Origin of the sequence: Thalassovita gelatinovora (genome assembly GCF_001458355.1) — a bacterium.
GTDB lineage: Bacteria > Pseudomonadota > Alphaproteobacteria > Rhodobacterales > Rhodobacteraceae > Thalassobius > Thalassobius gelatinovorus.
Genome location: NZ_CYSA01000010.1, coordinates 14,548 through 40,464 on the forward strand (window position 1 = coordinate 14,548; position 25,917 = coordinate 40,464).

The following is a 25,917-nucleotide window of genomic DNA, read 5'->3' on the forward strand; positions in this document are numbered from 1 at the left end:
ACCAAGATTCTTTGGGCGCCGATTTAGTTCGGGCTCGTAGATAGGTTCGCCCAGATTGTTAACTGACCATGAAGACTGTCATGACCGGGATCAGTATCAAGCCAAAACCGACCGTTAAAACGATTGCGCGCTTCAGCGATCCGACAAGCCCTGACAGCGCCAGTGGTCCAAGAATCCAGTAGACCTGTGCGGTATAGAAGCCGGGGAAGTATTCGCCCAACCAAATTACCCACCAGGTATGTGCGATTGCATTGCCCAATGCGCCGTAGACAACAAAGAACAGCATCGGCGCAATAAGGAACCGGATGCCCTTGGTCAGAAACGCAATACACGCGAGCGTGAACCCCGCATACGAGAGCATGTTGATCGCGACAAAGAGGTTAGCGCCGTAGGCATCAGCACCGTAGAGCGCAGGAAACTGCTCGCGAAACCCTGTCATGAATTCCTCGATGAAGTGAATGAACTGCCAGGCGAGCGTGGCGAAATAGATCGGGTAGTAGGCTTGAGCCTCGGGAAATGCAGTCCCGCTGGAATGGTTCAGTACGACGATTGTCGCGACGCCAAGCAGGCCAACATCGAAGGTGACGATCAGGGGGAGCCCGCCGACTAAGGTGAAAGTCAGCGCCATCACTGCGGTTACCGCCAGGGCAAGCCACATCTGGGTGCGGGTGAGGGTTTTACCGAAGGTTTGCATGATTTGATTCTCCATCATATTGCCAACGCGTGTTGACTTTTACTTTTGCGCCTTGTAAATATCAACGGGTGTTGGCAAAATGACGGAATGGCAAATACACAGATGAAGACCCGCAAATCCGATCGCACAAAAACCAGAATCCTTGACGCGTCTCGAACGCTGTTCGCGCAGCTTGGGTACGAAGCCACCACGGTCAGGGGCATCGCCGAGATGGCCGGCATCGATCCGTCGATGGTGATCCGGTATTTCGGCAGCAAAGATGCTCTTTTTGCGCTGACCGTTGATTTCGAGATGGGCAATGTCGCCGCCCCCTTGTCTCGGGATCGCACCCCAGGCCAGCGCGGCGTCAGGCACTTCCTAAGGCTTTGGGAAGGCGAGGAGGCAAATGCGGCACTGCCAATTCTGCTGAGGACGGCGTCCTCCTCTACGTTGGCCGCGGAAAAGCTTCGCATGTTGTTCGAGACGCAGATACGGCGCCTGATCGAACATCTGGCCGGACGGCCGGTGGACCCCGAGCGTGCCGGGCTGATTGCCAGCCAAATGCTTGGCTTTGCCTATTGCCGATACATTTTACAGATCGAGTCCGTGGCCAACATGGCTCCGGACAGGGTGGTCGCGTTGCTGGGTGAATGCGTCGATCATCACCTGCAGTGCGAAGGTTCGCTGCCCCACGGACCGGATGCTCACGGTGACCAAAGCAACCCACCGTCAGACCCAGTGAAGGAAGAAAGATCATGAGACTGTTGGCAAAAAACACAACTGCAATTGCCAGATCGTCCGACCTCGTATGGCAGGTGATCATTGAAGTCGAGGATTGGCCCAAATGGACGCCAACGGTAACGAAAGCCGTTCGACTTGACACAGGCCCCTTTGGCGCGGGAAGCGCTGTGAACCTGAAACAGCCTGCGCAGCTCGAAACCACTTGGCGGGTTACCAGCTTCAATGACGGTCATGCATTCACTTGGAAGGCGAAAACCTATGGCATTCCAATGGTTGCTGGCCACGAGATTATTGAGACGCCACTTGGCAGCGACAGCATCATGACTATCCATGTGTCAGGCTTCGCCGCATTCGCTTTGTGGCCCCTTCTCAAAGTCATTGTCGGCAGGGCAATCGCTCTTGAAAACAGAAGCTTGAAGGCTTGGTGCGAGACCCTTGACGATCGATCCCATGCGGCGCCTCCAAATGACTAGGCTCAAAGTGCAGAGCCCGTTGAGGGCCTCTATCAACGCCAAGCGTCACCCTTCACATGGGCGGTTTGCGGTCATTCTCCACAAGAGCGAAATCTCATGGAGCGATCAGGTGAAGCTAACATTCAGGCGACCATCAAAGCTCGATTTTCTCTGCACCGACACAGAGCAGACCAAGCCCTTGTTCCTTTACACTGCATCGCGCACGATTGTTCGCCTGTCGCAATCTGTAAAACTCAAAGTCTTGCAAAAATCAGCGCACTGATTTACGCCACTAGCACATTCATGGAGATTTTATGACCCGATAATGCGGGGAGGCAGAGCGCCCTCCCGATGCAAAGCTAAACAAAATCCAACGCCGTCGCGTAATTGCTGCGAGCGATTATTTTTGTTTTGTCTGGTCAATTTTTAATTTTTGTGGGGCGGGCTTGGCCCGTACTCCGAACATGAAAGATCCCAAAAATGATACGGGACTATTCCAAATTCTTGCCACCTTCGGGTTCGCGCAAGATCCCTAAACGCGAGCCTTCGTCTTTAGAAAAGTTTGGCTGGAAGCCCTTCTTTAGCCAACAAATCGACGTTGACGCGGCCGCTGATGCACCGCCTGTTCGTGTGGTTGAAGTTCACAGAACCGGCCTGCGGGTGCTGGGCGAAAGTCTTGATACCCTCATCCCACCGGTGCCAAATGCGACAGTCGGTGACTGGTTGCTCTATGATCCGCAAAAGCCATCCAATAGTCAGGTCTTGGAACGCAGGAGCGTCTTTGCGCGTCGTGCGCCGGGCTCAGACCGCAAACGGCAACTGATTGCGGCCAACGTGGACACGGTCTTTATCGTGTCGTCCTGCAACAAGGACTTCAACATCGCGCGGCTTGAGCGCTATGTCGCGTTGGCGTTCGAGGCACAGGTTACGCCTGTGATCGTACTCACCAAGGCAGACCTTTGCGACAATCCAGAAGCCTACGTAAAAGCGGCAAACACCATTTCAAACCGCGTTCTGGTCGAAGCGCTCAATGCCTTGAGTGAAGAGCCAAATGCCCGGTTGGCTCCATGGTGCAAGCCGGGCCAAACAATTGCCTTTCTGGGGTCGTCTGGTGTCGGAAAGTCCACACTGGTCAATGCTCTCTTTCGAGAGGGTATCGTTGATACGGCTGCCATTCGCGAAGATGACAGCAAGGGGCGCCACACCACGACGCGGCGGCAATTGCACTTTACGGCCGAGGGCTGCGCGGTGCTGGACACGCCCGGCATGCGAGAGCTTCAACTTACGGATGTTGAGGCCGGCATTGCAGATGTGTTCGCCGACATCGTTGCCTTGGCGCGCCAATGTCGTTTCAGAGATTGCAGACATGACAGCGAACCCGGTTGCGCCATTCAAGGTGCGTTGGAGCGCGACGAGATTGATCCTGACCGCCTTGCGCGATGGAACAAACTGACCGCGGAGGAACGCTTTAACGCGTCTTCGTTGGCCGAACGCAAAACCGCCGATAAAGCGCTTCATAAAATGATCAATGCGATCCAGCAGAAAAACAGGAAATAAGACGATGATACGTGAATATAAAACTGAAGATACGGATGCGTTGATCGCAATCTGGGATAACGCAGAACCGCTTGCGCACCCCTTCTTGTCCGATGACGTCAGAAATCAGGTGCGCAGAGATACAGCCAATATCTATCTGCCAAATGCCGAAACATGGGTCTTGGAAAACGAGGGCGCGCCGGTGGGATTTATCGCCATGATCGGCACGGAAATTGGAGGCTTGTTCCTTGCCCCCTCTGAACAAGGCAAAGGCATGGGGCGCAAAATGGTAGACCATATCGTTGCTATCAAAGGACCGCTGACAGTCGAGGTTTTCAAAGACAACAAGATTGGTTTGCCGTTCTACGAGCGATATGGCTTTGTTATAATTGGCGAAGGCGTGTTTGACGCCAGCGGCGACGAAACCTTCAAGATGGCTATGCCCGCTTCGTAAGAATTACTGGGAGGCGCTGATCATCAGTGCCTCCCGTCATCGGTGCTCGCCGCAAGGAGACCTGAACTGTTGTTGACCCGACGTGATTAGTCGAAAAAGCCGCGGTATAGCGACGACCATGTTATTGTTTGGCCAGAAGGAAGACCAATGATCACTCTGCCCCTCGTTTGGCTCGTAAGTGTTCTGACGACAATCGCAGCGTTTGCATTGGCGCAAGATACCCGCATGCCCTTTCAAGCGCGCCTTTTCCTGTGCATTTTTCTTCTGACCTTGGCGAGCATCGGCCTGCTGCTCGGGTTCCGGCTTTCGTTTGACGTGCCCTGGGCCGCTTGGCTCCAGCCGTTGGTGGCCGTGATGGTCGCACCTTCGGCCTATCTCGGCTTCTCGGCTCTGACCCAGGACCTGGGGTTGAACTGGCGCAGGACGCTCCTTTTGAGATGGGCGCCGGTCGCCGTCGCGCAATTGGCAATACTGGCAAACGTCCCGGTCTCGGCAGATGTGTTTGTCCTTGGGATCAACAGCATCTACCTAGTTTTGATTGCCCGCCTTCTGCGCCGCCAACCAGATGACTTCGTCCATGTCGCGCCGCACGCCTTGATAATCGTGCGCTCCGCGATCAAAGCTACCGTTGTCCTTCTTGGCATGATGGTTGCGACGGATCTTTCGATTGTGGCCGCCAGCCTGTTCGCAGGCGATGCCTATATCCTGACATTTTTGACCGGGGTGTCAGGCCTTTTCACGGCATTCGTCTTTGTCGTCGCTCTCATCGGTGCACCGATGTTGCTTCAGGTCACAAAGGGCGAAGCAACCAAAGTCGAAGGGCCGACTGAAAACGATCACGCGACACGGGCTGCGCTTGATGCGCTTATGAACGACACACACCTCTACACGGACAGCAATCTGACACTGGCGCGGGTCGCACGGCGGTTATCCATACCTGTGCGGGATGTCTCCAACGCCATAAACAGAACGACTGGTGAGAATTTCTCTCGCTATATCAACGGCTTTCGCATCCGCCACGCCCAAGAGGCCCTGCGCAAGACCGAGTTGTCCGTCACCGAGGTGATGTTTGAAGCGGGCTTTGTCAGCAAATCGAGTTTCAACACGGAATTTCGCCGGGTGACTGGGAAGACTCCTTCACAATTTCGCGCCGAAACGGCGACGACCTGACGGCAACTTTCAGAATCCCGGGACCGCGCACCTTATCTGCAGGCTTGTTGCGGAAGAATCGGGCGCAACGATGGAAATGGTCGTGGCGAGCCTACAGTGCGAAGGCAAGCGCCCAAAATGCAACGTGGGTGGCAATATGGGCAACCATCGCGTGTTCGAGGCCACGCCGCCAGAACAGCCAGCCAAAAGCCAAGCCAAGCAGGGCATTGAGCCCGACAGTGCGCAAAATCACAACCGGTGTCAGTGGGATGAGCGCCGCCATCGCTGGCAGATGACCCGCTCCGAAAAGGACCGCAGAAACGAGCAAGGCGCCGAAGTAGAGCCCCGGCGGGAGCGTCGTCCATACTCTTGCACCGACCCAGACGAGCAACGTCATCAGGCCATATCGAAGCATGAGTTCTTCGGTGATCCCGCCATAGCTGATCGCCATGAGTGCCGTGCCTATGTCCGGAAGGCTTGCGACCGAGGGCAGCCCGATCCAGGGCGCAAACACTCTGTCGAGCACGACGACAACCGCACCTGTGCCGAAGCCGACAAGCGCTGCGAGGGCCAGTCCCGACAATTGCATCAAAGGCGGCGGGTCGCCCCGCAAACGCGCGGTTACCCACGATCGAAGCTCAACACGGTCGCCAAAGGCCACCCCGGCTCCGATCCCGGCGACCAGGAGGATAAATGGTTGCACCACGATCAGCAGCCGCACCACGTTGTCCGGCATGTCTGGAAGAACACCCAGTGCCCGCAACGCGTTGACGTCTTGGTTGAAGGCGAGCGCTATCAGGCCGAGACTTCCAAGACACAACCAAACGAAAAATGGGACAAAGAAGCGGGCAGATTGAGCGCACATAGTGGGTCCTTTTCACTTCGTTAAACGATCATCCCTTCCTCGCCCAAGGGCGGTTCAGCGACGAAGCCGGAAAGCAGCATGATGATGATCGCGGACCGAGGTCATGTTCGCCCCGCGTTCCGCGAAGCACTGAACGGTCTCGGCATCAAAGCCTCGATCGGCGGGCGCAAAGACCGCAACATACCAGTCGAGGACGGGACGAAATGGCACAAGCCGCGCAAAAAGGTCGAGCGCATGTTCGACCGCCTCAAGGACTGGCGATGTATCGCCACCAGCTTCGACCGATGCACACACGCTTTCATAAGCACATGTGCATCGCCGGGGCTGTCATCTTCTGGTCATGAGCCCTGAGCCCGAAGCTCAGAACACGCGGTCCGGCCTGTCGTTGCGCCGAAGATGTCGGCTACGATGGAGCTTCCCGGATTGAGAACGAACCCATGACTTTCACTCAATCCTGTCTGAATGATGATGTCCGCCTCAGAGTCATCCAGCTGGGCGCTGATGCGGTACATATCGCTGACCACGTCATCGCCTGCGGCCAGCGCTCTGGCGACCCGCGCGGATTGGAGGATCAGACGAATTGGATGTGTTTCGTTGGTGGAGATGCCTTCGCCTCCGAAATCGCCCGCCACGAAACGTATGGGGACGGTCAGGCAATCGTGGCTGTCATCGCTCTTCAAGACTGCGGTGCCGCGTCCCGTGACCCCCCGCAGCTGTAGCAGCGTCGCCACGCGAGGGGCATCAATGTAGGCAACCCCATAGGCCCCGGCGGGTATTTGTTGCCCCGCCTCCGACTGGACAGCAGCGCTCACGGGCCAGCGGGTTTGCTGATCTGCCTCTTGGGCGCTCGCTCCGAGCGATGTGAGAAGCAGCGCGACCGGGGCGGTCAGAAGAAGAGTGAAAGTATGGTGGATCGACATGTCTGGTGTTCCTTGGTGCATGGCTGGTTGAGTTGCGCACGTGGCAGCAACGCCTTGCACATGAAGGATGGCGCCGAGCAAATAGCCCGAATACGCGATCCAGAACGTTCGGAATCGCGATTTCGGACATATTCATACAATCATCGCTTTCCGCTTTGTTCCACACTGCGGCATTCCAGCCAGTGAATTTTCTGCGCGGGCGCACCAAAGGCAGCGATGTGAAAGCTGCGCCGCAGCGTCAGGTCAATTGACCAATGTCCGTAATGGGCCGGAAGCGCGATCAAGGCGGGATCGCGTACCGCGACTTTGCAAATGGTGCTTCCTGCGCTTTGCTGCCCTTCATGCCTAATGCAGCATTTGTCACAATCGGGCTCAATTCAGACGTCGCGGTCATTGCCCAGGCATCGGGCGTTTCGCAATTTGCCCTTGGCGGAGGGGCTAATCCTCACTCCGCCGTGATCTCGATATCCTGCACCAGCTTGCCGGTCTCGCGGCTGAACACCAGAATATGATCTTCCCCCGTCACCACCGCATACCACCGCTTGGTCTGGGTAAAGGCCTGCGCCTGCGTGCCGTCGGGCAGGGTGATCGCATCGGGAAAATCTGTGCTTTTATCGCGGAAGCGGATGACAATCAGCGTGATGATCACTAGAAGGCCCACAATCATCGTTCCGGTCAGCACCGTCACCAGCAGGCGCAGGAATTTCAGATTTGCCGGCAATTCCGGTTCAGGGGTTTCATCCATGTCCACCACGCGCCTCACTGTCACAATTCAGGCCGATCCGCCCGCCCGTCTTGATAAGGCGCTTTCGCGCGATGTGCCAGAAGAAGCCTCGCTGTCACGCACCCGGCTGTCCCGGCTGATTTCCAATGGTCAGGTCAGCCGCGATGGCACCGTGCTGACCGATCCCAAGGCCAAGGTGGCCGAAGGTGACGTGATCGACATCACCGTGCCCGTGGCCCAAGACAGCCATATCGGCCCCGAGGACATCGCGCTTGACGTGATCTATGAAGACGACGACCTGATCGTGGTCAACAAACCGGTGGGCATGGTGGTGCACCCCGCCCCCGGCACGCCGGGCGGCACGCTGGTCAACGCGCTTTTGCATCATTGTGGCGATACCCTGTCGGGGGTGGGCGGTGCCAAACGCCCCGGCATCGTGCACCGGATCGACAAGGATACCAGCGGTTTGCTGGTGGTGGCGAAATCCGACCGTGCCCATCACGGGCTGGCGGCGCAATTCGAAAAACATGACGTCGAACGCTACTACATGGCGGTTTGCTATGGCGTGCCGGATGCCTATGATCCCCGGCTGCGCGGCGTGCGCGGGATCAATTTCGAAACCGGCAATATCATGAAAATCACCACGCAACTGGCCCGGCACAAACATGATCGCCAACGTCAGGCGGTCCTGTTCCAAGGCGGCCGCCACGCGGTCACAAGGGTGCGCATCGTCGAAGCCTTCGGCAATCCCGGTGTCGCCGCCTTGGTCGAATGCTGGTTGGAAACCGGACGCACCCACCAGATCCGCGTTCACATGGCCCATGCCGGTCATTCGCTGATCGGTGATCAAACCTATGGTGGGCGGCGCAAATTGTCGGAAAAAGCGGTCGGCGTGGCAGGCGCTACCGCCGCACGCGCCTTCCCACGTCAGGCATTGCATGCGGCGGTGCTTGGCTTCACCCATCCCGTAAGCGGCGAGGTGATGCGTTTCGAAGCCCCGATGCCCGACGACATGCAGACCCTGATCGCGGCGCTGTCATCCCAGCCCAAGGCGTCGCCCGACCCCGAATCCTGAGGCCCTAGGCCTGCTGAACCTGCGCTTCGGGGGGACGTGCCGCGAAAAGCAACCAAAGGCAGAACCCGGTTTCGGCAATCAACGGCAGCAGATACGCGATTTGCATCGACGCGTTGAAATCGGGCGCAACAAAGCGGCTCAGGCTACCAGTCAGATACACCACGCCCGCCGCGCCAAGCGCCGCCGCCAACCAGACCGGTGCGCGGTCCGACCGGCACAGCAAAACCGCAGTGATCAGCGTATTCGCCCCGAAAAACAACAGCCCCAGATCATACCCCGCCGCATGCAGGCGCAGCGGATCCAAAACATCGCCCCCCGTTGCCACGGCCAGTTCGGCCTCGACTAGGTACAGCATGCTGCCCATGACAATGGCCATCTGCACCAGCCGCAACACCATCGCCAACAACGCCAGAGCCTCATTCACCGGGCGCAGTATGCGATACAGCAGCACCGCCAGAACCACATCACACAGCGCCATGATCATGTCTGCGCCAAGCGACAGCCGGAACAGACTGGCATGTTCGCGCAGTGCCCGCGCCGTCGTCTCCGCACTGCTCCAGTCGATCAACGGGCCGCGCAACAGCAGTTCGGCGCTGATGCCAAACAGGATGATGATAAGATAACTCAGCCCCGCCGGACGGGCATAGGACCGGAAATTGTTGTCGAATTGAACGCTCATAGCGGAACATCCTTGGCATGAAATACGATTTGTCCCGGATTTAGATCCCCGGCAAAATGTATGAAATCGACGAAAATTGGCTTACACTTATACAAATATGAATGAACTTCCGGCTTGTGCGCTACAAACCGCCCTGTCACAAACCCGCCTGTCACAAACCCGCCTGTCACAAACCGCACAACGCCGTGAAACGACTGACACAAACATTCATTCGCGACAGAAACACTCCGATATAGCGTATCATAACATGAACGACCCCTTGAAAGAGCTTTTACGCCTGCCTATGTGGATGTTAAGCTTGTAAACATTAAGAGTTGGAACAGGGAAAATGGGTAACTACGCAAATCTGCCGGCCCCGACGCCAGAAGGTGGCCTGAACCGTTACATGCAGGAAATCCGCAAATTTCCGATGCTGGAACCAGAAGAAGAATATATGCTGGCGAAACGCTGGGTCGAAGAACAGGATACTGAATCCGCCCACAAGATGGTGACATCGCATCTGCGTCTGGCCGCCAAGATTGCCATGGGCTATCGCGGCTATGGTTTGCCGCAGGCGGAAGTAATTTCCGAAGCCAATGTCGGCCTGATGCAGGCGGTCAAACGATTTGACCCCGAAAAGGGCTTTCGCTTGGCGACCTATGCGATGTGGTGGATTCGTGCCTCGATTCAGGAATATATCCTGCGCTCTTGGAGCTTGGTAAAGCTTGGCACCACCTCGGCGCAAAAGAAGCTGTTCTTCAATCTGCGCAAGGCCAAGGCCCGTATCGGCGCACTGGAAGATGGCGATATGCGACCCGAAAACGTGGCCCGCATCGCCCATGACCTTGGCGTGACCGAAACCGAGGTGATCAGCATGAACCGCCGTTTGTCGGGCGGGGATGCATCGCTGAACGCCACCGTCGGCAGCGAAGGCGAAGGCACGATGCAATGGCAGGATTGGCTGGAAGACGAAAGCGCCGATCAAGCCGGGGATTATGCCGAACGTGACGAACTGGAAGCCCGCCGCGAAATGCTGGCCGAAGCGATGGATGTGCTGAATGACCGCGAACGCGACATTCTGGTGCAACGCCGCCTGAGCGACGAAACCGTGACGTTGGAAGATCTCAGCGGTCAATACGATGTCAGCCGCGAACGGATCCGCCAGATCGAAGTGCGGGCCTTTGAAAAGCTGCAAAAACGGATGCGCGATCTGGCCGCCGAAAAAGGCATGGCACCCGCCGCCGCCTGATCGCCGTCCGTCGCCTCTGACTTTATCAATGATTAGGCGCTGTCCCCGAACCGTATTTGGTTCGAGGGCAGCGCAGACATGCTTCATTTCAACTCAAAGAGATTACCATGACCAATGATCCAACCCTCCCCGAAGATGACGGCCCGGTCACGCTGGATGAACCGGGAACCGGCGCGGATGCCGCCGAGCACGACAAGAACGCGATCTGGATGCGACTGCTTTACATGATCATTTTCGCGGTGCTGTTCGGCGTCAGCGAAACCATCCTGGCTTTGGGCGCAATCTTGCAATTCGGGTTCTTGCTGTTCACCCGCAAACGGAACGAAAAGATTGCCGAATTCGGTGCCACCCTGTCCGACTGGATGCGTGACGTGGCCCGGTTCCAGACCGCCGTGACCGAAGATAAACCTTTCCCGTGGTCGGAAACCTGACCCCGCGCGGATTGATTTAACACAACGGGAACAGGGCGAAATCCACAACGGATTCCGCCCTGTTTGCGTCTCGTCAACTGTCGCCTGTCTTCGCACCCGCGCTCAGCTTTAGCAGCATGATACACCCTCCCATTTTTCCGCAGGCGAAGCGGAACCGGGGGCTTCACCCAAGGGTGACATGGGGGGATTGCGCTTTGTCGCGGCGGCGCTAAATTTATCTGATCAAAGGAGGCACGTCATGGCCGGAGGATGGGCGCGCGACGGCGCGGTAAGCGAACAGATCGAAGCCTCGATCAGCGATGAATTGAAACGGATGCAGGCGCGGCAGAAACCGGTCGGTGACAGCCTGACCCATTGCGCCGATTGCGAAGAAGAAATTCCCCAAGCCCGGCGCGAAGCGATCCCGGGTGTGAAGCTGTGCATCGACTGTCAGCAGGACCGCGATCAGGCCTTCAAACCGCGCGGCGGGGTCAATCGCCGGGGATCGAAAGACAGTCAGTTGAAATAGAACCGGCCAATTGCAAAACGGGGCCGAAACGCAAAACGCGGCCCCCGAAGGGACCGCGTTTCAAATCGCGATATGCGAAAGCCTTAGGCCAGCGCGATATTCACTGCCGATTCACGACCGTCACGGCCTGCTTCGACGTCGAAAGTCACTTTCTGGTCATCGGCCAGGCCGGTCAGACCCGAGCGTTCAACGGCCGAGATGTGCACGAACACATCTTTGCTGCCGCCATCGGGTGCAATGAAACCAAAACCTTTAGTAGTGTTGAACCATTTTACGGTGCCAGTAGCCATATCCGTAGTCTCCTATTAAATGCGATCCGCGTAAGTGCGATCGCCCGGCGTAGTTGTCTGGATCGAAAAGACTGAACGCCGTTGGACGGGAGACAGTTGGTCGACAAGAAAAACGTATGCCGGACCCATATGGGCACATGCGCCGAATATTACAAGTAAATAATGCGCAATCGATAAAACTTGATCGGAAATTTTCGGGGCCGGGGGGAAATACCCCCAAGCCGGTAACGGGCCTTGTGCCGGGGGGGATTTCTCAATGGCGAAGGGCGGCCCGAACGCGGATCTCCCCAAGGTTTGAAAGGTTTAGCCTTCCATCGCTTCCAATTCGTCGATCATGCCGGAAATCATGCTCAAACCCTTGTCCCAGAACTTGGGATCGCTGGCATCCAATCCGAACGGTGCCAACAATTCCTTATGGTGCTTCGATCCGCCTGCCTTCAGCATGTCGAAATACTTTTCCTGGAACCCGTCGGGGTTTTCTTCGTAAACGGCATAAAGCGCATTCACCAAGCCGTCGCCGAAGGCATAGGCATAGACGTAGAACGGCGAATGCACGAAATGCGGGATATAGGCCCAGAAACATTCATAGCCGTCCATGAAGTCGAACGCTTCGCCCAGCGATTCGGCTTGTACCGACATCCACAGTGCGTTGATATCGTCCGGGGTCAATTCGCCGTCACGCCGCGCCGCGTGCAGTTTGCATTCGAAATCGTAAAACGCGATCTGGCGCACCACGGTGTTGATCATGTCCTCGACCTTGCCCGCCAGAAGCACCTTGCGTTCTTCCTGCGTGGCGGCCTTTTCCAGCATCTTGCGGAAGGTCAGCATTTCACCGAAAACGCTGGCAGTTTCGGCCAGCGTCAGCGGCGTCGATGACAGCATTTCACCCTGATCCGCAGCCAGAACCTGATGTACGCCATGGCCCAATTCATGTGCCAAGGTCATCACGTCGCGCGGTTTGCCCAGATAATTCAGCATCACATAAGGATGCACCTCGGTCACGGTGGGATGGGCAAAGGCCCCCGGCGCCTTGCCCGGTTTCACGCCGGCATCGATCCAACCCTTGTCGAAAAACGGCTGCGCGATGTCGCCCATGCGCGGATCGAAGGCGCTATAGGCCTCCATCACGATATCGCGGGCGGCGTCCCAACCGACCGTCTTGGTCGATTCCATCGGCAATGGCGCATTCCGGTCCCAGACCTGCATCCGGTCCAGCCCCAGCCATTTGCGTTTCAATTCGTAATAACGGTGCGACAGCTTGGGATAGGCGTCGACCACCGCGTTGCGCAGCGCCTCGACCACTTCGGGTTCGACGTCGTTCGACAAGTGCCGCCCGGTCTGTGCCGTCGGCATCTTGCGCCAGCGATCGACGATTTCCTTTTCCTTGGCTTGCGTGTTGTGGACGCGGGCGAAGGTCTTGATGTTATCGCTGAATACCCGCGCCAATTCATGCGCCGCCGCTTCGCGCTTCCCACGGTCCTGTTCGGTCAGCAGGTTCAACGTGCCCTCGATGGTCAAGTCTTCGCCATCGACCTCGAATTCCAGCCCGGCGATGGTTTCATCGAACAGCTTTTCCCACGCATCGCCGACAACCCCCAGATCGTGCAGGAACTTTTCCAACTCATCGCTGAGCTGATAAGGCTTCATCGCGCGGATACGGTCGAACACGGCCTGGTAGCGTGCCAGATCGGCGTTTTCCGCCAGCATCGCGATCAGCTTGTCATCCTCGATCCGGTTCAGTTCCAGCGTGAAAAACACCAGGGGTGTGGTGTAATTGGTGATCTTTTCCTGACAATCGGACATGAACTTGGCCCGGTCAGCATCGATGGTCAGCTGGTAATAGCGCAGCCCGGCATAGGACATCACCCGACCGGCCTTGGTCGAAATCGCCTCGTTGCGCTGCACGCATTTCAACAATCCGTCGGCATTCAAACCGGCCAGCTTGCCTTCGTAATCGGCGGCAAAGGCGGCGCATTCGGCTTCCAGCCAATTCAGATCGGCCTGCAATTCGGGCGCTTCTTGCGACGTATAAAGATCGCTCAGATCCCATTCGGGCAGATCGCCCAGATCCTTGGTGCCGGACCCGGCATTGATATCGCGAAGGGGGAAGGGAAGCTGGAACATATCGGGGCACCTCTTGATCATGTTGTCTCAACACATATGCCGCACAGGCCCGCGCCTCAAGGGGCGCTTGTCCCTGCGCCGCAGCACGCTAAAGTGGCGCCGACAATTCAGGAGGAATATCAATGCGTTTTGTTCGCTATGGCGAAGTCGGGGCGGAAAAGCCCGGGGTGCTGGATCGCGAGGGCCGCATCCGCGACCTGTCCGGCGTGGTGGATGACCTGTCGGGGGCAACCCTTGGCGCTTTGCCGCAACTCGACCCCGAAACCTTGCCGCTGGTTGCGGGCGATCCGCGTCTGGGTGTGCCGGTGGACGGGATCGGCAAGTTCCTGTGCATCGGGTTGAACTATTCCGATCATGCCGCCGAAGCGGGGATGGACGAACCGGCAATGCCGATCCTGTTCCTGAAGGCCACCAGCGCCCTCAGCGGTCCCAACGACCCGGTGTCCTTGCCGCGCGGATCGGTGAAGTCGGATTGGGAAGTCGAACTGGGTGTGGTGATCGGAAAACCCGCGAAATACGTCTCCGAAGCCGACGCGCTGGATTACGTGGCGGGCTATTGCGTGGTCAATGACGTGTCGGAACGCGAATATCAGATCGAACGCGTCGGCCAGTGGACCAAGGGCAAAAGCTGCGACACATTCGGCCCGGTCGGCCCGTGGCTTGTCACCCCGGACGAAGCCGGCGATCCGCAGAACCTGGCATTGACGCTGGATGTGAATGGCGACCGCAAACAGGTCGGCAATACCGCGTCGATGATTTTCACCGTGGCACAGATCATTTCGCATCTCAGTGAAATGATGACATTGCATCCCGGCGACATCATCGCCACTGGCACCCCGCCCGGTGTCGGCATGGGGCAAAAACCGCCGGTTTACCTGAACGAAGGCGATGTGATGGAGCTGGAAATCGCCGGATTGGGTCGGCAACGGCAAGAGGTGCGCCGCGATCCCTGATCCGGGTCGGGTTTGTAATGAAAAGACGTGTTTGCCCCGCGTGTCCAGATACGGACCGCGCGGGGCAAAACGCCCCGCTTTCCGGCCTGCCGGTCAGGCCGACAGCAACATCCCGTCGCCATCCCCGCCAAACGGTGATTTGCCTTCGGCGACAGCAGTGCAGAACGCGATGATGTCCTGCGTTACCTGCAACCGGGTTTCGGGCACTTCCATCAGCACTTCATGTTCGGCCCGCGGAACCACCTGCAACCGGCCACCGGGCCAGGTCGCCATCCGGTTCCGGATTCGCTGCGCGTCGACGATCCGTTCATCGCCGCCCAAATAGGTCAGGCAGGGCAGTGCCGGGGCTGGCAGCCGCGACAGCGCCAAGGTTTCGCGCAGCGCCGAATACAGCCAATTCAGGCTGGGACCACCCAGCGATAATTCCGGATGCGCGGTCAGTTGATCTTGCATCAATTTATACATGCCCGGATCTTTGGTCAGCGTATTGTCCGCGAATGGTTCAACACTGACATAGGCGTCATTGCGGGTGCCCGGCGACAGCTTGTCGGCCAGACCCAGCCGCCGGCTGGTCCAACTCAACGCCCAGGCCGCGGGTCGCGCACGGGGCTCCATCTTGATGCCCCACATCGGGCCGGTAAACACCGATGCCGCCACCGGCAGATCGTTCACCAAGGCCCGCAACCCGATACAGCCGCCCATCGAATGGGCCAGCAAAAACCAAGGTTTCGGCAGCTGCAATTCTTCGGCCGCAGCGACCGCCGCCTGAACGTCCAGCTGATAATCGGCAAAATCGCCGACATGTCCGATCATCGGGTCGTCGATCAGCCGGTCGGCCAATCCCTGACCGCGCCAGTCGATCGCCAAGGTGGCAAAGCCCGCCTCGGCCATGTCCTGCGCGGTATGGGCGTATTTTTCGATATATTCGGTGCGGCCCGGGAACAGCAGAACCGTGCCCTTCTCACCGCTTTCATTCCAGACCCCGATGCGAATACGCACCGTGTCCGCCGTGGTCAGCCAACAGGCCCGACCGGGCAAGGCATTCTGGATACAATCGGAAAAGAAAGGCGCGGTTTGCATCACGTGGTCTCAGCTAATGACCGAACCGAGCTTCATCGCCATTCCCATGTCCCCGTCCAGCGCCAGCTTGCCGCTCATGAAGGCCGAGGTCGGGTTCAGATCGCCGCTCATCATCGCTTCGAAGGTTTCGACATCGGCGGTCAGGGTCACTTCGGTTTCTTCGTCGCTCGCGCGGGCACCATTGGCATCGACCACGATCGCGCCTTCGCCTTCGATCACGAATTTTGCCGAACCGTCGAAATCCGCGCCGTCCAGTTTTGCGTTCAACGCATCCACGGCTGCTGCAATCTTGTCGCTCATGATAGACCTTTCCAAGTTGTGATCTGCGGGGACTGTTCTTTCCCCGGTGATGGACTAAACTGAGTCTCATTATGAGCGCTGTTTCAACAAATCCGAAGCTTATCGTCGCGGCAATTGCCGCCATAGTCACGTTTTCCTTACCTCTGCGGGCGCAGGAAACCCCCTCCAGCCCCGTATCGGACCTGCTGCAACAACTTGAACAGGCCGATCCGACCGATGCCAAGCGGATCGACCGCGAAATCAAGCTGGAATGGGACAAATCCGGGTCTGCGGCGATGGATCTGCTGCTCAAACGGGGCCGCGAAGCGATGGAACGGGGCGATTTGCAAATTGCCGCGGATCACCTGACGGCGTTGACCGATCACGCGCCCGGATTCGCCGAAGGCTGGCACCAGCGCGCCAGCGCCTGGTTCCGGCTTGGCCGCTACGGGCTGGCACTGTCGGATCTGGAACAGGTTCTGACGCTGAACCCGAATCATTACGAAGCACTGTTCGGCATGGCGGTGATTCTCGAACAACTGGACCGGCCCGAACTGGCTTATCGCGCCTATACGCTTGTACAGCAGATATACCCGCATTACGTGGAAGCCGAGACAGCGTTGAAACGCCTCGAAACCCGGGTGCAGGGGCAGACACTCTAAGTCAGGAAACACGGCCAATGGCCCAGTACGCCCGGATCGCGGCGGTTCTCGGACCGACCAATACCGGAAAAACCACCTACGCGATCGAACGTATGCTGGCCCACCGCACCGGGGTGATCGGCCTGCCGCTGCGGCTATTGGCGCGCGAAGTCTATGACAAGATCGTCGAACTGCGCGGTCCGTCGGTGGTGGCGCTGATCACCGGCGAAGAACGTATCGTGCCCAAACGGGCGCAATACTGGGTCTGCACGGTCGAAGCGATGCCCGATGGCATGGGCTGTGATTTCCTGGCCATCGATGAAATTCAGCTTTGCGCCGATCCCGATCGCGGCCATGTCTTCACCGACAGGTTGCTGCGGGCGCGGGGCCTGCACGAAACCTTGTTTCTGGGGTCGGATTCGATGCGCAGCCCCATCGCACAGCTGGTGCCCGGCGTCGATTTCATCCGCCGGGACCGGATGTCACAACTGACCTATACCGGGTCGAAAAAAATCAGCCGGATGAAACCACGCAGCGCCATCGTCGGGTTTTCGGTCGAAGACGTCTATGCCATCGCCGAACTGTTGCGGCGGCAAAAGGGCGGCGCGGCGGTGGTGATGGGGGCGCTTTCCCCGCGCACCCGCAATGCGCAAGTGGCGCTCTATCAAAACGGCGATGTCGATTACCTGGTGGCGACCGATGCCATCGGCATGGGGCTGAACCTTGATATTTCCCATGTCGCCTTTTCTTCGCTGGCCAAATTCGATGGCCGCCGGATGCGGTTCTTGATGCCGAACGAACTGGCCCAGATCGCCGGACGGGCCGGGCGCGGTATGGAAGACGGTACTTTCGGCGTCACCGGCGAAGCCGCGCCGCTGGATGACGAAGTCGCCCGCGCGATCATGGACCACCGCTTTGCCCCGGTGCGCAAATTGAACTGGCGCAACGCGGCGCTGCAATTCGGCACCACCGACGCGCTGATCCGGTCGTTGGAAAAATCCCCCGACGATCCGTTGTTGATGAAATCGCGCGATGCCGATGACCTGATGGCGCTCAAGGCGCTGGCCCAGGTGGCCGAAATCAGCGCCCGCGCCTCTGACGGCCCGTCGGTCAAATTGCTTTGGGATGTGTGCCGCATTCCCGATTTTCGTGGCATCAGCCATGCCGAACATGCCACCCTGCTGGAAGACATCTTTGTCTTCTTGCACCAAAACGGGCGGGTTCCGAACGATTGGCTGGCACAAAGGATACAGCGGATCGATAGAACCGATGGGGACATTGACACATTATCGAAACGTCTCGCATTTATTAGGACGTGGACATATGTCGCGCAAAGATCGGGCTGGGTGGATGACGAAAGCCATTGGCGCGGCGAAACCCGCGCTGTAGAAGACAGATTGTCGGATGCTCTTCATGAACGTCTGACTCAGAGATTTGTGGACCGGCGCACATCCGTGTTGCTGCGCCGGCTCAAACAGAAGGAGGCCCTTTTGGCCGAAGTGAATGATCAAGGTGAAGTGACCGTCGAAGGCGAATTCGTCGGTCGTCTGGAAGGGTTCCGTTTCCGTCAGGACAAGGACGCGTCAGGGCAAGAGGCCAAGACATTGCGTCAGGCCAGCGTTCAGGCGCTGGTGCCGCATTTCAATCTGCGCGCCGACCGGTTCTACAACGCCCCTGATACCGAAATCGACTTCACCGAACAGGGCGGGTTGATGTGGGGCACCGAAGCGGTGGGCAAACTGACCGCCGGGGCCGATCCGCTGAAACCGCAGATCGACGCTTTCGTCGATGACGAAGCGGGGGCCGACGTGACCCAGAAGGTGCAGCGCCGCCTGCAACACTTCATCGACCGAAAAATCGCCGCCTTGTTCGAACCGCTGCTGGCGCTGGGCCGGGATGAAACCCTGACCGGGCTGGCCCGCGGCTTTGCCTTCCAGATGGTTGAAAATATTGGGGTTATTCCGCGCGCTCAGATCGCGGACGACGTCAAGGCGTTGGATCAGGATGCCCGGTCTGCCCTGCGCAAACACGGGATTCGCTTTGGACAGTTCACTATTTTCATGCCGGTGTTGCTGAAACCGGCACCGACCCGGTTGCGTCTGGTGCTGTGGTCGCTGGCCAAGGGGTTGGATATCTTCCCCGAAGCACCACCACCGGGCCTTGTCACCGTGCCGACCGATCCGCAATCCCCCGAAGGTTACGATTCGATGGCGGGTTACCGCGCTGCGGGCACCCGTTCGATCCGCATCGACATGCTGGAACGTCTCGCCGATATGCTGCGCGCCGAAGACAGCCGTGGTGGCTTCGAAGCCAAACCCGACATGCTGTCGATTACCGGCATGACGCTGGAACAATTCGCCGACCTGATGCAGGGGCTTGGCTATAACGCCGAAAAGGGTGAACGGGCCAAGGTGAAACCGGTGGCGGTCGAAACCCCGGCAACCCCGACCCCCGATGAGGGCGTGTCAGAAACTGCGGATGCAGCCGCAGAATCAGCGGCAGAACCGGCTGATCCTGCCGCCGAGGCAACCGGGTCGGACCCGCAGCCGGAACCTGCCTCCGAAGCCGACGCGCAAGCGGCGGAAGTGGTCGCACCGGACACCGCCGCTCAGGCCCCGGCCGACGAAGCTGCCGATTCGCCTTCCGATGCCACCCCCGAGACCGAAGTTTTCTATACCTTCACCTGGGGCCGACGGTCGCAGGGCAACCGGGCCCGTGGTGGCCGTGGACGCCCGCAGCAGGACCGCGATCAGGCCAAGGGCGGCGGCAAACCGCGCGGCAAGGGCAAGCCGCGGGATGCCAAATCGCGCGACGGCAAACCCGGTGGCGGCCCGAAAGGCGGCAAATCCTACCAGGCACGACCGCCGAAAAAGGAAAAGCCGATCGATCCCGACAACCCCTTCGCCGCCGCGCTGATGGGGCTGAAAACCAAAGACTGAATCACCGGCAAGGGGGCTGAGTGAGCGCACCAAAGCCAAAGCTGAGACTGGATAAATGGTTGTGGCACGCGCGTTTTTTCAAAACGCGCGGGCTGGCGGCCAAAACGGTTTCGGCCGGTCATGTCCGGGTCAACAGCACCAAGGTTTCGAAGCCAGCCCAAAGCGTCGGGGCAGGGGATGTGCTGACCTTCCCACAAGGCCGCCAGATTCGCGTGGTGCAGGTCGAAGCGCTGGGCGAACGTCGCGGCCCGGCGCCCGAGGCGCAAATGCTATACACCGATTTGACCCCGCCAGAGGATAACATCCCGCCCGCGCCGCGCTTTGAAGGCAAAGGGCGCCCCAGCAAGCGCGATCGGCGAATGTTCGACCTGGATCGCGCACGAGAGCTTGAATGATGCCGGGCGCTGATTTAGCTAAGGCACCAAGTTATTAAGATGAGAGACTGATATGACTTATGTCGTGATCGATAACTGCATTGCCTGCAAATATACCGACTGCGTCGAGGTATGTCCGGTGGACTGCTTCTATGAAGGCGAAAACATGCTGGTGATCCACCCGGATGAATGTATCGATTGCGGCGTATGCGAACCCGAATGTCCCGCCGACGCGATCCGCCCCGATACCGAACCGGAAATGGAAAAATGGGTCGAATTCAATCGCAAATATTCCGAACTCTGGCCGGTCATCATCGAAAAGAAAGACCCGCTGCCGGGCTATGAAGACCGCGATGGCGAAACTGACAAGGTGACCAAATATTTCTCGGAAAACCCGGGCGAGGGCAGCTGATCAGGGTGATTCGCCCGATTCGCCGCAAATTTGCGTCCATTTGGTAAAAAACGTCGAATCTTGGCCGAATCTGGTCGAGATTCCCGTTTGGCAGTCTGTCAGACGCTTCCGAAATGCCCATTTTTGTGGTATATGAAATTTACATGACGAAGACTGCCTGATCTCCATCGCACTGCGCTGTCGCCAGCGGGTGGATTACTTTGCGCCAATTTTCCATTTGACGAGCGTATGTTGATACCTCGCCAAAATTTTTGTCGCTCTGGTTCAGGGGTCCTTGCGAGGAAGGATTGCATGAGCAAAACGAAGAAGTCTGAATTCAGCCCGAACGAATACGTGGTTTACCCGGCGCATGGCGTCGGTCAGATCGTATCGATCGAGGAACAGGAAATCGCCGGCATTTCGATGGAGCTCTTCGTGATCTCCTTTGAAAAGGACAAGATGACCCTGCGGGTGCCAACCAACAAGGCCACCGAAATCGGGATGCGGTCGCTATCCACCCCCGACGTGGTCAGCCAGGCGATGAAAACGCTGCGCGGCAAGGCGAAGGTGAAACGTGCCATGTGGTCGCGCCGGGCGCAGGAATACGAACAGAAAATCAACTCGGGCGATCTGATCGCCATCGCCGAAGTGGTGCGTGACCTGCACCGCACCGACGATCAGCGCGAACAAAGCTATTCCGAACGTCAGCTTTATGAAGCGGCGCTGGAACGGCTGACCCGCGAAGTTGCCGCCGTTGCCGGGGGCGACGAAGTCGCCGCCGCCAAGAAGGTGGACGAAGTGCTGGTGTCGCGCGCCGCCTAAGCGCCAGACATCGGAGACAATAAAGACCGCGTTCCTTCGGGGGCGCGGTTTTTCTTTGGCGGCCGCGAAATCGCGGCGCTCCGGGTATGCTTCGTGGCCGTGTTTGCGCAGTCCGTAGGCCGGGCTTCAGCCCGGCACCTCCCCGGCACCCTCCCCGGCACGCACTTCCCTTCACGCAGCACTCAACGCCAGCAGCAGCACGATTTCGCACATCTGCTGCGACGCGCCCAGAATGTCGCCGGTCTGACCGCCGATCTTGGCCCGCGCCATCAATCCCACGGCCGCCGCTACGATCAGCGCCAACAGCGTCAGCCCAAACGCCGCCATTCCCAGACAAAGCAGCGCCAGCCCCAAGGCCACTGCGACCCCGATCCCGGCCACGCGCCAGTCCGGCCGCCCTTGCGCCCGCGACAACCCACCGTCGCGCGCATTGGGCAGCCAAGCCATCAGCACCGGCATCCCCGACCGTGACAGCGCCGCCACCGCCACCAGCGCCCACAGCCCGCCGTCCTGCCCCAGCAGCACCGACAAGCCCCCCCAACGCGCGGCGAGGCTCAGCACCAAGGCGATCACGCCGTAACTGCCGATATGGCTGTCTTTCATGATGTCCAACCGCCGGGCCCGGTTCCAACCGCCCCACAGCCCGTCGGCACTGTCGGCCAAGCCGTCTTCGTGCATCGCACCGGTCAGCATCACCAACGCCAGCAGCACCAGCAAAGCCACCGCCTGCGGCCCCAACCCGACCCATTGCGACAGCGCCGCCAAAATCGCCCCCAGCACCGCAACCACGGCCCCCGCCAGCGGATAAGCCCAAGCCGCCCGCGCCCCGCGCTCATAGGCCGCGTCCGGCAACGATACCGGCAACCGGGTCAGCAATCCGACCGCCACCGCGACATCGCGCCATTGCATTCCGAAAGTGTCGTTTTCGCGCATCGCCCCGGCCCATTCTGTTGCTTGCCCCCCGATAACATTGGGGTAAACAGGCGACAAAGCAAAAAAGGACCCCGGCCATGTCGCAGCCTTTCCATACTCTGGATGATTTTCGCACCCTGTTGGCGCAGGCCCCAAGCCCCGATAGCAGCGCCCGCGCACAGGCCGAGGCCCGCAACGGCCAGTTGACCAAGCCGCCGGGCGCATTGGGACGGCTGGAAGATCTGGCGATCTGGTATGCTGGCTGGCGCGGCACTGACCGTCCCGCAATCACTGCGCCGCAGGTGGTGATCTTTGCCGGCAATCACGGGATCACCGCACAGGGCGTTTCGGCCTTTCCGGCCGAAGTCACCGAACAGATGGTGCTGAATTTCCGCACCGGTGGGGCCGCGATCAACCAATTGTCGAAAACCTTTGGTGCTACGATGACCGTCCATGCGCTATCACTGGACCGGCCCACCGCCGATTTCACCCAAAGAGCCGCGATGACCGAAGCAGACCTGCTGGAGGCGTTGCAAACCGGCTGGAACGAGGTGAATGCCGATACGGACCTGTTGGTCACCGGCGAAATGGGAATCGGCAACACCACCTCTGCCGCCGCGATTGCCCATGCGCTCTATGGTGGTGCCGCTGCCGACTGGACCGGGCGCGGTACCGGCGTCGACGATGCGGGGCTCGCCAATAAAACCCGCGTGGTGGCCGAAGCTGTCGCGCTGCATGGCGCTCAGGGCGATGGGCTCGCGGCGCTGCGCCGTCTGGGCGGGCGCGAATTGGCGGCGATGGCCGGGGCCATCGCGCGGGCGCGGGCTTTGCGCATCCCGGTGATCCTCGACGGGTTCATCTGTTGCGCCGCTGCCGCTTGTCTCGACGCCACCGTGCCGGGCGCATTGGATCATTGCGTCGCCGGTCATGTCAGCGCCGAAGCGGGTCATGACGCCTTGCTGGCCAAGCTGGACAAGACACCTCTGCTCTCGCTCGGCCTGCGCCTTGGGGAAGGATCGGGCGCGGCGCTCGCCATCGGTGTGCTGCAAGCAGCCATCGCCTGCCATTCCGGCATGTCAACCTTTGCCGAAGCCGGGGTCGCGGATGGCTGACCGGCTTTCATCTTGGTGAAAATACTCCGGGGGAGTCGGTGCAAACCCGCAAGGGTTTCAACGGCGGGGGCAGCGCCCCCAATCCGCGCCTGGTCCTGTTCGCACTGGTCCCGCCTCAGTCATCTTCCGACTGGCGTTTCTCCAACTGAGCCAGCAACGCGGTTTCCAGATCCTTTTCCAACTCGCGCGCCCGTTTCACATAGGCCGGGTTCTGCGCCGAAGGCACATTCGGATCCCAGACCTGCGCCAATTCGCGGATCGCTTCGCGGTCGTGGTGATAAAACACCTTCTCGGCCTCCGCCGCTTCGAAATTGGTCAGCCCGATATTTTCCAGCACATAGCGCCCGGCGCGCAGGGAACTGTCGAAGGTTTCGCGCACGATGTCATTGGCTCCGGCCTGATACAGCTTGAACACATCGGTCCGGTCACGGGCGCGCGCAATGATATGCAGGTCGGGCCGTTCGCGCCGGGCAAAGGCGACCAGCCGCGCCGCCGCGCTTGGATCGTCCAACGCCACCACCAGAACGCGCGCGTCCTTCAACCCCGCCGCATGCAACAGTTCGGGCCGGGTCGGATCACCGAAAAACCCCTTGAACCCGAATTGCCGCATCAGCCGGATGGTTTCCATATCGTGATCCAACACCACGGTCTTGAACCCGCTCGACTGTACCAACCGGTTGACGATCTGCCCGAACCGGCCGATCCCGGCGATGATCACCGGGCCTTGTTCGTCAATCATATCGGGTTCGTGGGGGTCGCTTTCGCCCATCTTGCGCGACAGCAGGTCATACAGGATGAACAACAAGGGCGTGGCCAGCATCGACAGGGCCACCACCAGTGACAGACGGTCGGCCAGCCCTGCGGGCAACACATTCTGTTGCCGCGAAAATGACAACAGCACAAATCCGAATTCCCCCGCCTGGGCCAACGACAGCGTGAACAGCCACTTGCCGCGCCCCTTCAACCCGAACAGCACCGCCAGCAGATACAGGATCACCCCCTTGATCAGCAACACCGTCAAGGTCAGCCCGATCAGGTCCAGCGGTTCGCGCAGGAAAACATCGAAATCGATACCGGCGCCGACGGTGATGAAAAACAATCCCAGCAGCAGCCCCTTGAACGGTTCGATATCGCTTTCAAGCTCGTGGCGGAATTCACTGTTGGCCAGAACCACGCCGGCCAGAAAGGTGCCAAGCGCGGGCGACAGCCCGACCAGCGTCATCAACAGCGCGATGCCCAGCACGATCAGCAGCGCCAGCGCGGTATACATCTCGCGCAGCCTTGCGTGATGGATGAAGGCAAACAGCGGCCGGGTCAGAAAAATTCCCGCCAGGATGATCACCGCCACCGCCGCCAAAGTGACCAATGTCACCCCCCAGCCCGGCAATCCCTCGACCAGCGACATCGTGCTATGCACCGCTTCGCCGTGATCGCTGGCGCGGCTGATCGATCCGTCGTCTTTCAGGCTGGCGGTGGGCATCAGCGCCAGCAACGGCAACAGAGCCAGCATCGGGATCACCGCGATATCCTGCGTCAGCAGCACCGAAAACGCCGACCGTCCGCCGCCGGTCTGCATCAGCCCCTTTTCCGACAGGGTCTGCAAAACGATCGCGGTGGAAGACAGCGCGAAAATCATCCCCACCGCCAGCGCCGGGCGCCATTCCAACCCCAAAGCCATCGACAATGCCATCATCGCCGCCGTGCTCAGCCCGACCTGCAAACCGCCCAACCCGATCAGCTTGTGGCGCATGTCCCACAGCGTGCGCGGGGTCAATTCCAGCCCGATCAGGAACAGCATCATCACCACGCCGAATTCGGCAAAATGCTGCAAATCCTGAGTTTCTGCACCGACCAGCCCAAACACGGGACCGATCACGATCCCGGCGGTCAGATATCCAAGAACGGATCCCAGCCCAAGCCGCGCGGCCAGCGGCACCGCGATCACCGCGGCGAGAAGATAGATTGTGGCGGCAAACAGAAACTCGTGCATGATCTTGGATCGGCCTTTCAGGTTGGCAATGGGGCGTCTTGTTTAAATTGGTCCATCACGATCTGGCTTTGAACGCGGGACACGGCGGGGTGGGGCAGCAATATGTCGTGGATCAGGGCATTGAGCGCGGTCAGGTCGGTACAATACACCCGAAGCAGGTAATCGGCATCACCGGTCAGGGTCCAGGCGCTGATGATCTCGGGGCGCAACCCGATCAGCCGGGCAAAGCCGCGGGCCTGATCCGGTCCGTGGGTGCCCAATTGCACCTGCACGAAGGCCTGCACGCTCAGCCCCAACCGTTTCGGATCAAGCCGGGCGGCATAATTCACGATATAGCCCTCGGCTTCCAACCGTTGCCGCCGCCGCCCGGCCTGGCTTGGCGACAGGTTCAGCAGTTCCGACAATTCCTGTGCGGTCAAATGGGCATTTTTTTGCAGCACGGCCAGCAGCCGCTTATCGATGTCATCCAGCATATGCGTAATTTCGTCATTTTTTCTAAATGTAATGCGACAAACCCGCATGACAACCGTTGATTGCTACAAAAAATGCGCAAATTTCCGGTGTAATTGCCTGTA

Annotated in this window: 29 protein-coding genes; 17 read left to right on the forward strand and 12 right to left on the reverse strand. The window is 59.1% G+C overall.

Annotated elements, in window-relative coordinates; genetic code table 11:
• Positions 1-58: 58 nt before the first annotated feature.
• Complete coding sequence (locus TG4357_RS04335; RefSeq protein ID WP_139193670.1) at positions 59-694, reverse strand: hypothetical protein; 636 nt, start codon at positions 692-694, stop codon at positions 59-61.
• Between the two features lie 87 nt (positions 695-781).
• Between TG4357_RS04335 and TG4357_RS04340 the strand changes: the two genes are divergently transcribed.
• The 5 genes from TG4357_RS04340 (at position 782) to TG4357_RS04365 (ending at position 5,026) form a co-directional block, all read left to right on the forward strand.
• Complete coding sequence (locus TG4357_RS04340) at positions 782-1,432, forward strand: TetR/AcrR family transcriptional regulator (RefSeq protein ID WP_058261659.1); 651 nt, start codon at positions 782-784, stop codon at positions 1,430-1,432.
• Entirely contained in the window at positions 1,429-1,887 is a 459-nt protein-coding gene (locus tag TG4357_RS04345; protein WP_058261660.1) for an SRPBCC family protein, read from the forward strand. Before TG4357_RS04340 ends, TG4357_RS04345 begins: the two co-directional genes overlap by 4 nt.
• A 459-nt stretch (positions 1,888-2,346) precedes the next feature.
• Positions 2,347-3,423, forward strand: a complete 1,077-nt coding sequence (gene rsgA, locus TG4357_RS04355) for a ribosome small subunit-dependent GTPase A (RefSeq protein ID WP_058261662.1) — start codon at positions 2,347-2,349, stop codon at positions 3,421-3,423.
• Between the two features lie 4 nt (positions 3,424-3,427).
• The gene (locus TG4357_RS04360; RefSeq protein WP_058261663.1) at positions 3,428-3,856 is read left to right on the forward strand and encodes a GNAT family N-acetyltransferase; all 429 of its coding nucleotides are present in this window, start codon (positions 3,428-3,430) and stop codon (positions 3,854-3,856) included.
• A 147-nt stretch (positions 3,857-4,003) separates the two neighbouring features.
• Positions 4,004-5,026: a helix-turn-helix domain-containing protein gene (locus TG4357_RS04365; protein ID WP_058261664.1), complete on the forward strand. Its 1,023-nt coding sequence runs from the start codon at positions 4,004-4,006 to the stop codon at positions 5,024-5,026.
• Between the two features lie 91 nt (positions 5,027-5,117).
• Here the strand turns inward: TG4357_RS04365 and TG4357_RS04370 are convergent, their stop codons facing one another.
• Positions 5,118-5,870: a CPBP family glutamic-type intramembrane protease gene (locus TG4357_RS04370; protein WP_058261665.1), complete on the reverse strand. Its 753-nt coding sequence runs from the start codon at positions 5,868-5,870 to the stop codon at positions 5,118-5,120.
• Between the two features lie 78 nt (positions 5,871-5,948).
• Between TG4357_RS04370 and TG4357_RS04375 the strand changes: the two genes are divergently transcribed.
• Entirely contained in the window at positions 5,949-6,221 is a 273-nt protein-coding gene (locus TG4357_RS04375) for a transposase (RefSeq protein WP_058261666.1), read from the forward strand.
• Here the strand turns inward: TG4357_RS04375 and TG4357_RS04380 are convergent.
• Positions 6,209-6,790, reverse strand: a complete 582-nt coding sequence (locus TG4357_RS04380) for a hypothetical protein (RefSeq protein WP_058261667.1) — start codon at positions 6,788-6,790, stop codon at positions 6,209-6,211. The two genes, TG4357_RS04375 and TG4357_RS04380, sit on opposite strands and share 13 nt — an antisense overlap.
• A gap of 445 nt (positions 6,791-7,235) precedes the next feature.
• The gene (locus TG4357_RS04385) at positions 7,236-7,535 is read right to left on the reverse strand and encodes a DUF6476 family protein (RefSeq protein ID WP_058261668.1); all 300 of its coding nucleotides are present in this window, start codon (positions 7,533-7,535) and stop codon (positions 7,236-7,238) included.
• On the opposite strand from TG4357_RS04385, the gene TG4357_RS04390 reads away from it, so the two are divergent.
• Entirely contained in the window at positions 7,534-8,589 is a 1,056-nt protein-coding gene (locus TG4357_RS04390; RefSeq protein ID WP_058261669.1) for an RluA family pseudouridine synthase, read from the forward strand. The two genes, TG4357_RS04385 and TG4357_RS04390, sit on opposite strands and share 2 nt — an antisense overlap.
• 4 nt (positions 8,590-8,593) lie before the next feature.
• Here the strand turns inward: TG4357_RS04390 and TG4357_RS04395 are convergent, their stop codons facing one another.
• Positions 8,594-9,268, reverse strand: coding sequence for a DUF4386 domain-containing protein (locus tag TG4357_RS04395; RefSeq protein ID WP_058261670.1), 675 nt, complete (start codon positions 9,266-9,268; stop codon positions 8,594-8,596).
• A gap of 328 nt (positions 9,269-9,596) precedes the next feature.
• On the opposite strand from TG4357_RS04395, the gene rpoH reads away from it, so the two are divergent.
• The 3 genes from rpoH to TG4357_RS04410 all read left to right on the forward strand — a co-directional run bounded on the left by rpoH (position 9,597) and on the right by TG4357_RS04410 (position 11,435).
• A complete protein-coding gene (rpoH, locus tag TG4357_RS04400; protein WP_058261671.1) occupies positions 9,597-10,496 on the forward strand; it encodes an RNA polymerase sigma factor RpoH in 900 nt (299 codons plus the stop codon).
• Positions 10,497-10,603: 107 nt separating this feature from the next.
• On the forward strand, positions 10,604-10,927 hold the full coding sequence (locus TG4357_RS04405; RefSeq protein WP_082644071.1) for a DUF4389 domain-containing protein: 324 nt from the start codon (positions 10,604-10,606) through the stop codon (positions 10,925-10,927).
• A gap of 238 nt (positions 10,928-11,165) precedes the next feature.
• Complete coding sequence (locus TG4357_RS04410) at positions 11,166-11,435, forward strand: DksA/TraR family C4-type zinc finger protein (RefSeq protein WP_058261672.1); 270 nt, start codon at positions 11,166-11,168, stop codon at positions 11,433-11,435.
• 83 nt (positions 11,436-11,518) lie between these two features.
• Here the strand turns inward: TG4357_RS04410 and TG4357_RS04415 are convergent, their stop codons facing one another.
• Both TG4357_RS04415 and TG4357_RS04420 read right to left on the reverse strand, forming a co-directional pair.
• Positions 11,519-11,725, reverse strand: a complete 207-nt coding sequence (locus tag TG4357_RS04415) for a cold-shock protein (protein WP_058261673.1) — start codon at positions 11,723-11,725, stop codon at positions 11,519-11,521.
• Positions 11,726-12,028: 303 nt separating this feature from the next.
• The gene (locus TG4357_RS04420) at positions 12,029-13,849 is read right to left on the reverse strand and encodes a M3 family oligoendopeptidase (RefSeq protein ID WP_058261674.1); all 1,821 of its coding nucleotides are present in this window, start codon (positions 13,847-13,849) and stop codon (positions 12,029-12,031) included.
• 122 nt (positions 13,850-13,971) lie between these two features.
• Here TG4357_RS04420 and TG4357_RS04425 point away from each other — a divergent pair, with 122 nt between their 5' ends.
• Positions 13,972-14,802, forward strand: coding sequence for a fumarylacetoacetate hydrolase family protein (locus TG4357_RS04425; RefSeq protein ID WP_058261675.1), 831 nt, complete (start codon positions 13,972-13,974; stop codon positions 14,800-14,802).
• Positions 14,803-14,895: 93 nt separating this feature from the next.
• On the opposite strand, the gene TG4357_RS04430 is transcribed toward TG4357_RS04425, so the two are convergent.
• Positions 14,896-15,882 carry an alpha/beta fold hydrolase gene (locus TG4357_RS04430; RefSeq protein ID WP_058261676.1) on the reverse strand — a complete coding sequence of 329 codons (987 nt, stop codon included), beginning with the start codon at positions 15,880-15,882 and terminating at the stop codon, positions 14,896-14,898.
• 9 nt (positions 15,883-15,891) lie between these two features.
• Positions 15,892-16,182: an SCP2 sterol-binding domain-containing protein gene (locus tag TG4357_RS04435; protein ID WP_058261677.1), complete on the reverse strand. Its 291-nt coding sequence runs from the start codon at positions 16,180-16,182 to the stop codon at positions 15,892-15,894.
• A 71-nt stretch (positions 16,183-16,253) separates the two neighbouring features.
• Between TG4357_RS04435 and TG4357_RS04440 the strand changes: the two genes are divergently transcribed.
• The 5 genes from TG4357_RS04440 (at position 16,254) to TG4357_RS04460 (ending at position 21,328) form a co-directional block, all read left to right on the forward strand.
• A complete protein-coding gene (locus TG4357_RS04440) occupies positions 16,254-16,823 on the forward strand; it encodes a tetratricopeptide repeat protein (RefSeq protein ID WP_058261678.1) in 570 nt (189 codons plus the stop codon).
• A gap of 17 nt (positions 16,824-16,840) precedes the next feature.
• Entirely contained in the window at positions 16,841-19,741 is a 2,901-nt protein-coding gene (locus TG4357_RS04445; protein ID WP_058261679.1) for a helicase-related protein, read from the forward strand.
• Positions 19,742-19,761: 20 nt separating this feature from the next.
• Positions 19,762-20,136 (forward strand): RNA-binding S4 domain-containing protein, encoded by a 375-nt coding sequence (locus TG4357_RS04450; protein WP_058261680.1) that lies wholly within the window; start codon positions 19,762-19,764, stop codon positions 20,134-20,136.
• Between the two features lie 52 nt (positions 20,137-20,188).
• Positions 20,189-20,527 carry a ferredoxin FdxA gene (gene fdxA / locus TG4357_RS04455; RefSeq protein ID WP_058261681.1) on the forward strand — a complete coding sequence of 113 codons (339 nt, stop codon included), beginning with the start codon at positions 20,189-20,191 and terminating at the stop codon, positions 20,525-20,527.
• Between the two features lie 291 nt (positions 20,528-20,818).
• Positions 20,819-21,328: a CarD family transcriptional regulator gene (locus tag TG4357_RS04460; RefSeq protein WP_058261682.1), complete on the forward strand. Its 510-nt coding sequence runs from the start codon at positions 20,819-20,821 to the stop codon at positions 21,326-21,328.
• Between the two features lie 171 nt (positions 21,329-21,499).
• Here the strand turns inward: TG4357_RS04460 and cobS are convergent, their stop codons facing one another.
• On the reverse strand, positions 21,500-22,261 hold the full coding sequence (gene cobS / locus TG4357_RS04465; protein ID WP_058261727.1) for an adenosylcobinamide-GDP ribazoletransferase: 762 nt from the start codon (positions 22,259-22,261) through the stop codon (positions 21,500-21,502).
• A gap of 77 nt (positions 22,262-22,338) precedes the next feature.
• Between cobS and cobT the strand changes: the two genes are divergently transcribed.
• On the forward strand, positions 22,339-23,352 hold the full coding sequence (cobT, locus tag TG4357_RS04470) for a nicotinate-nucleotide--dimethylbenzimidazole phosphoribosyltransferase (protein ID WP_058261683.1): 1,014 nt from the start codon (positions 22,339-22,341) through the stop codon (positions 23,350-23,352).
• Between the two features lie 115 nt (positions 23,353-23,467).
• On the opposite strand, the gene TG4357_RS04475 is transcribed toward cobT, so the two are convergent.
• Positions 23,468-25,342, reverse strand: coding sequence for a monovalent cation:proton antiporter-2 (CPA2) family protein (locus tag TG4357_RS04475; RefSeq protein WP_058261684.1), 1,875 nt, complete (start codon positions 25,340-25,342; stop codon positions 23,468-23,470).
• A 17-nt stretch (positions 25,343-25,359) separates the two neighbouring features.
• Positions 25,360-25,815, reverse strand: a complete 456-nt coding sequence (locus tag TG4357_RS04480) for an Lrp/AsnC family transcriptional regulator (protein WP_058261685.1) — start codon at positions 25,813-25,815, stop codon at positions 25,360-25,362.
• Positions 25,816-25,917: the final 102 nt, after the last annotated feature.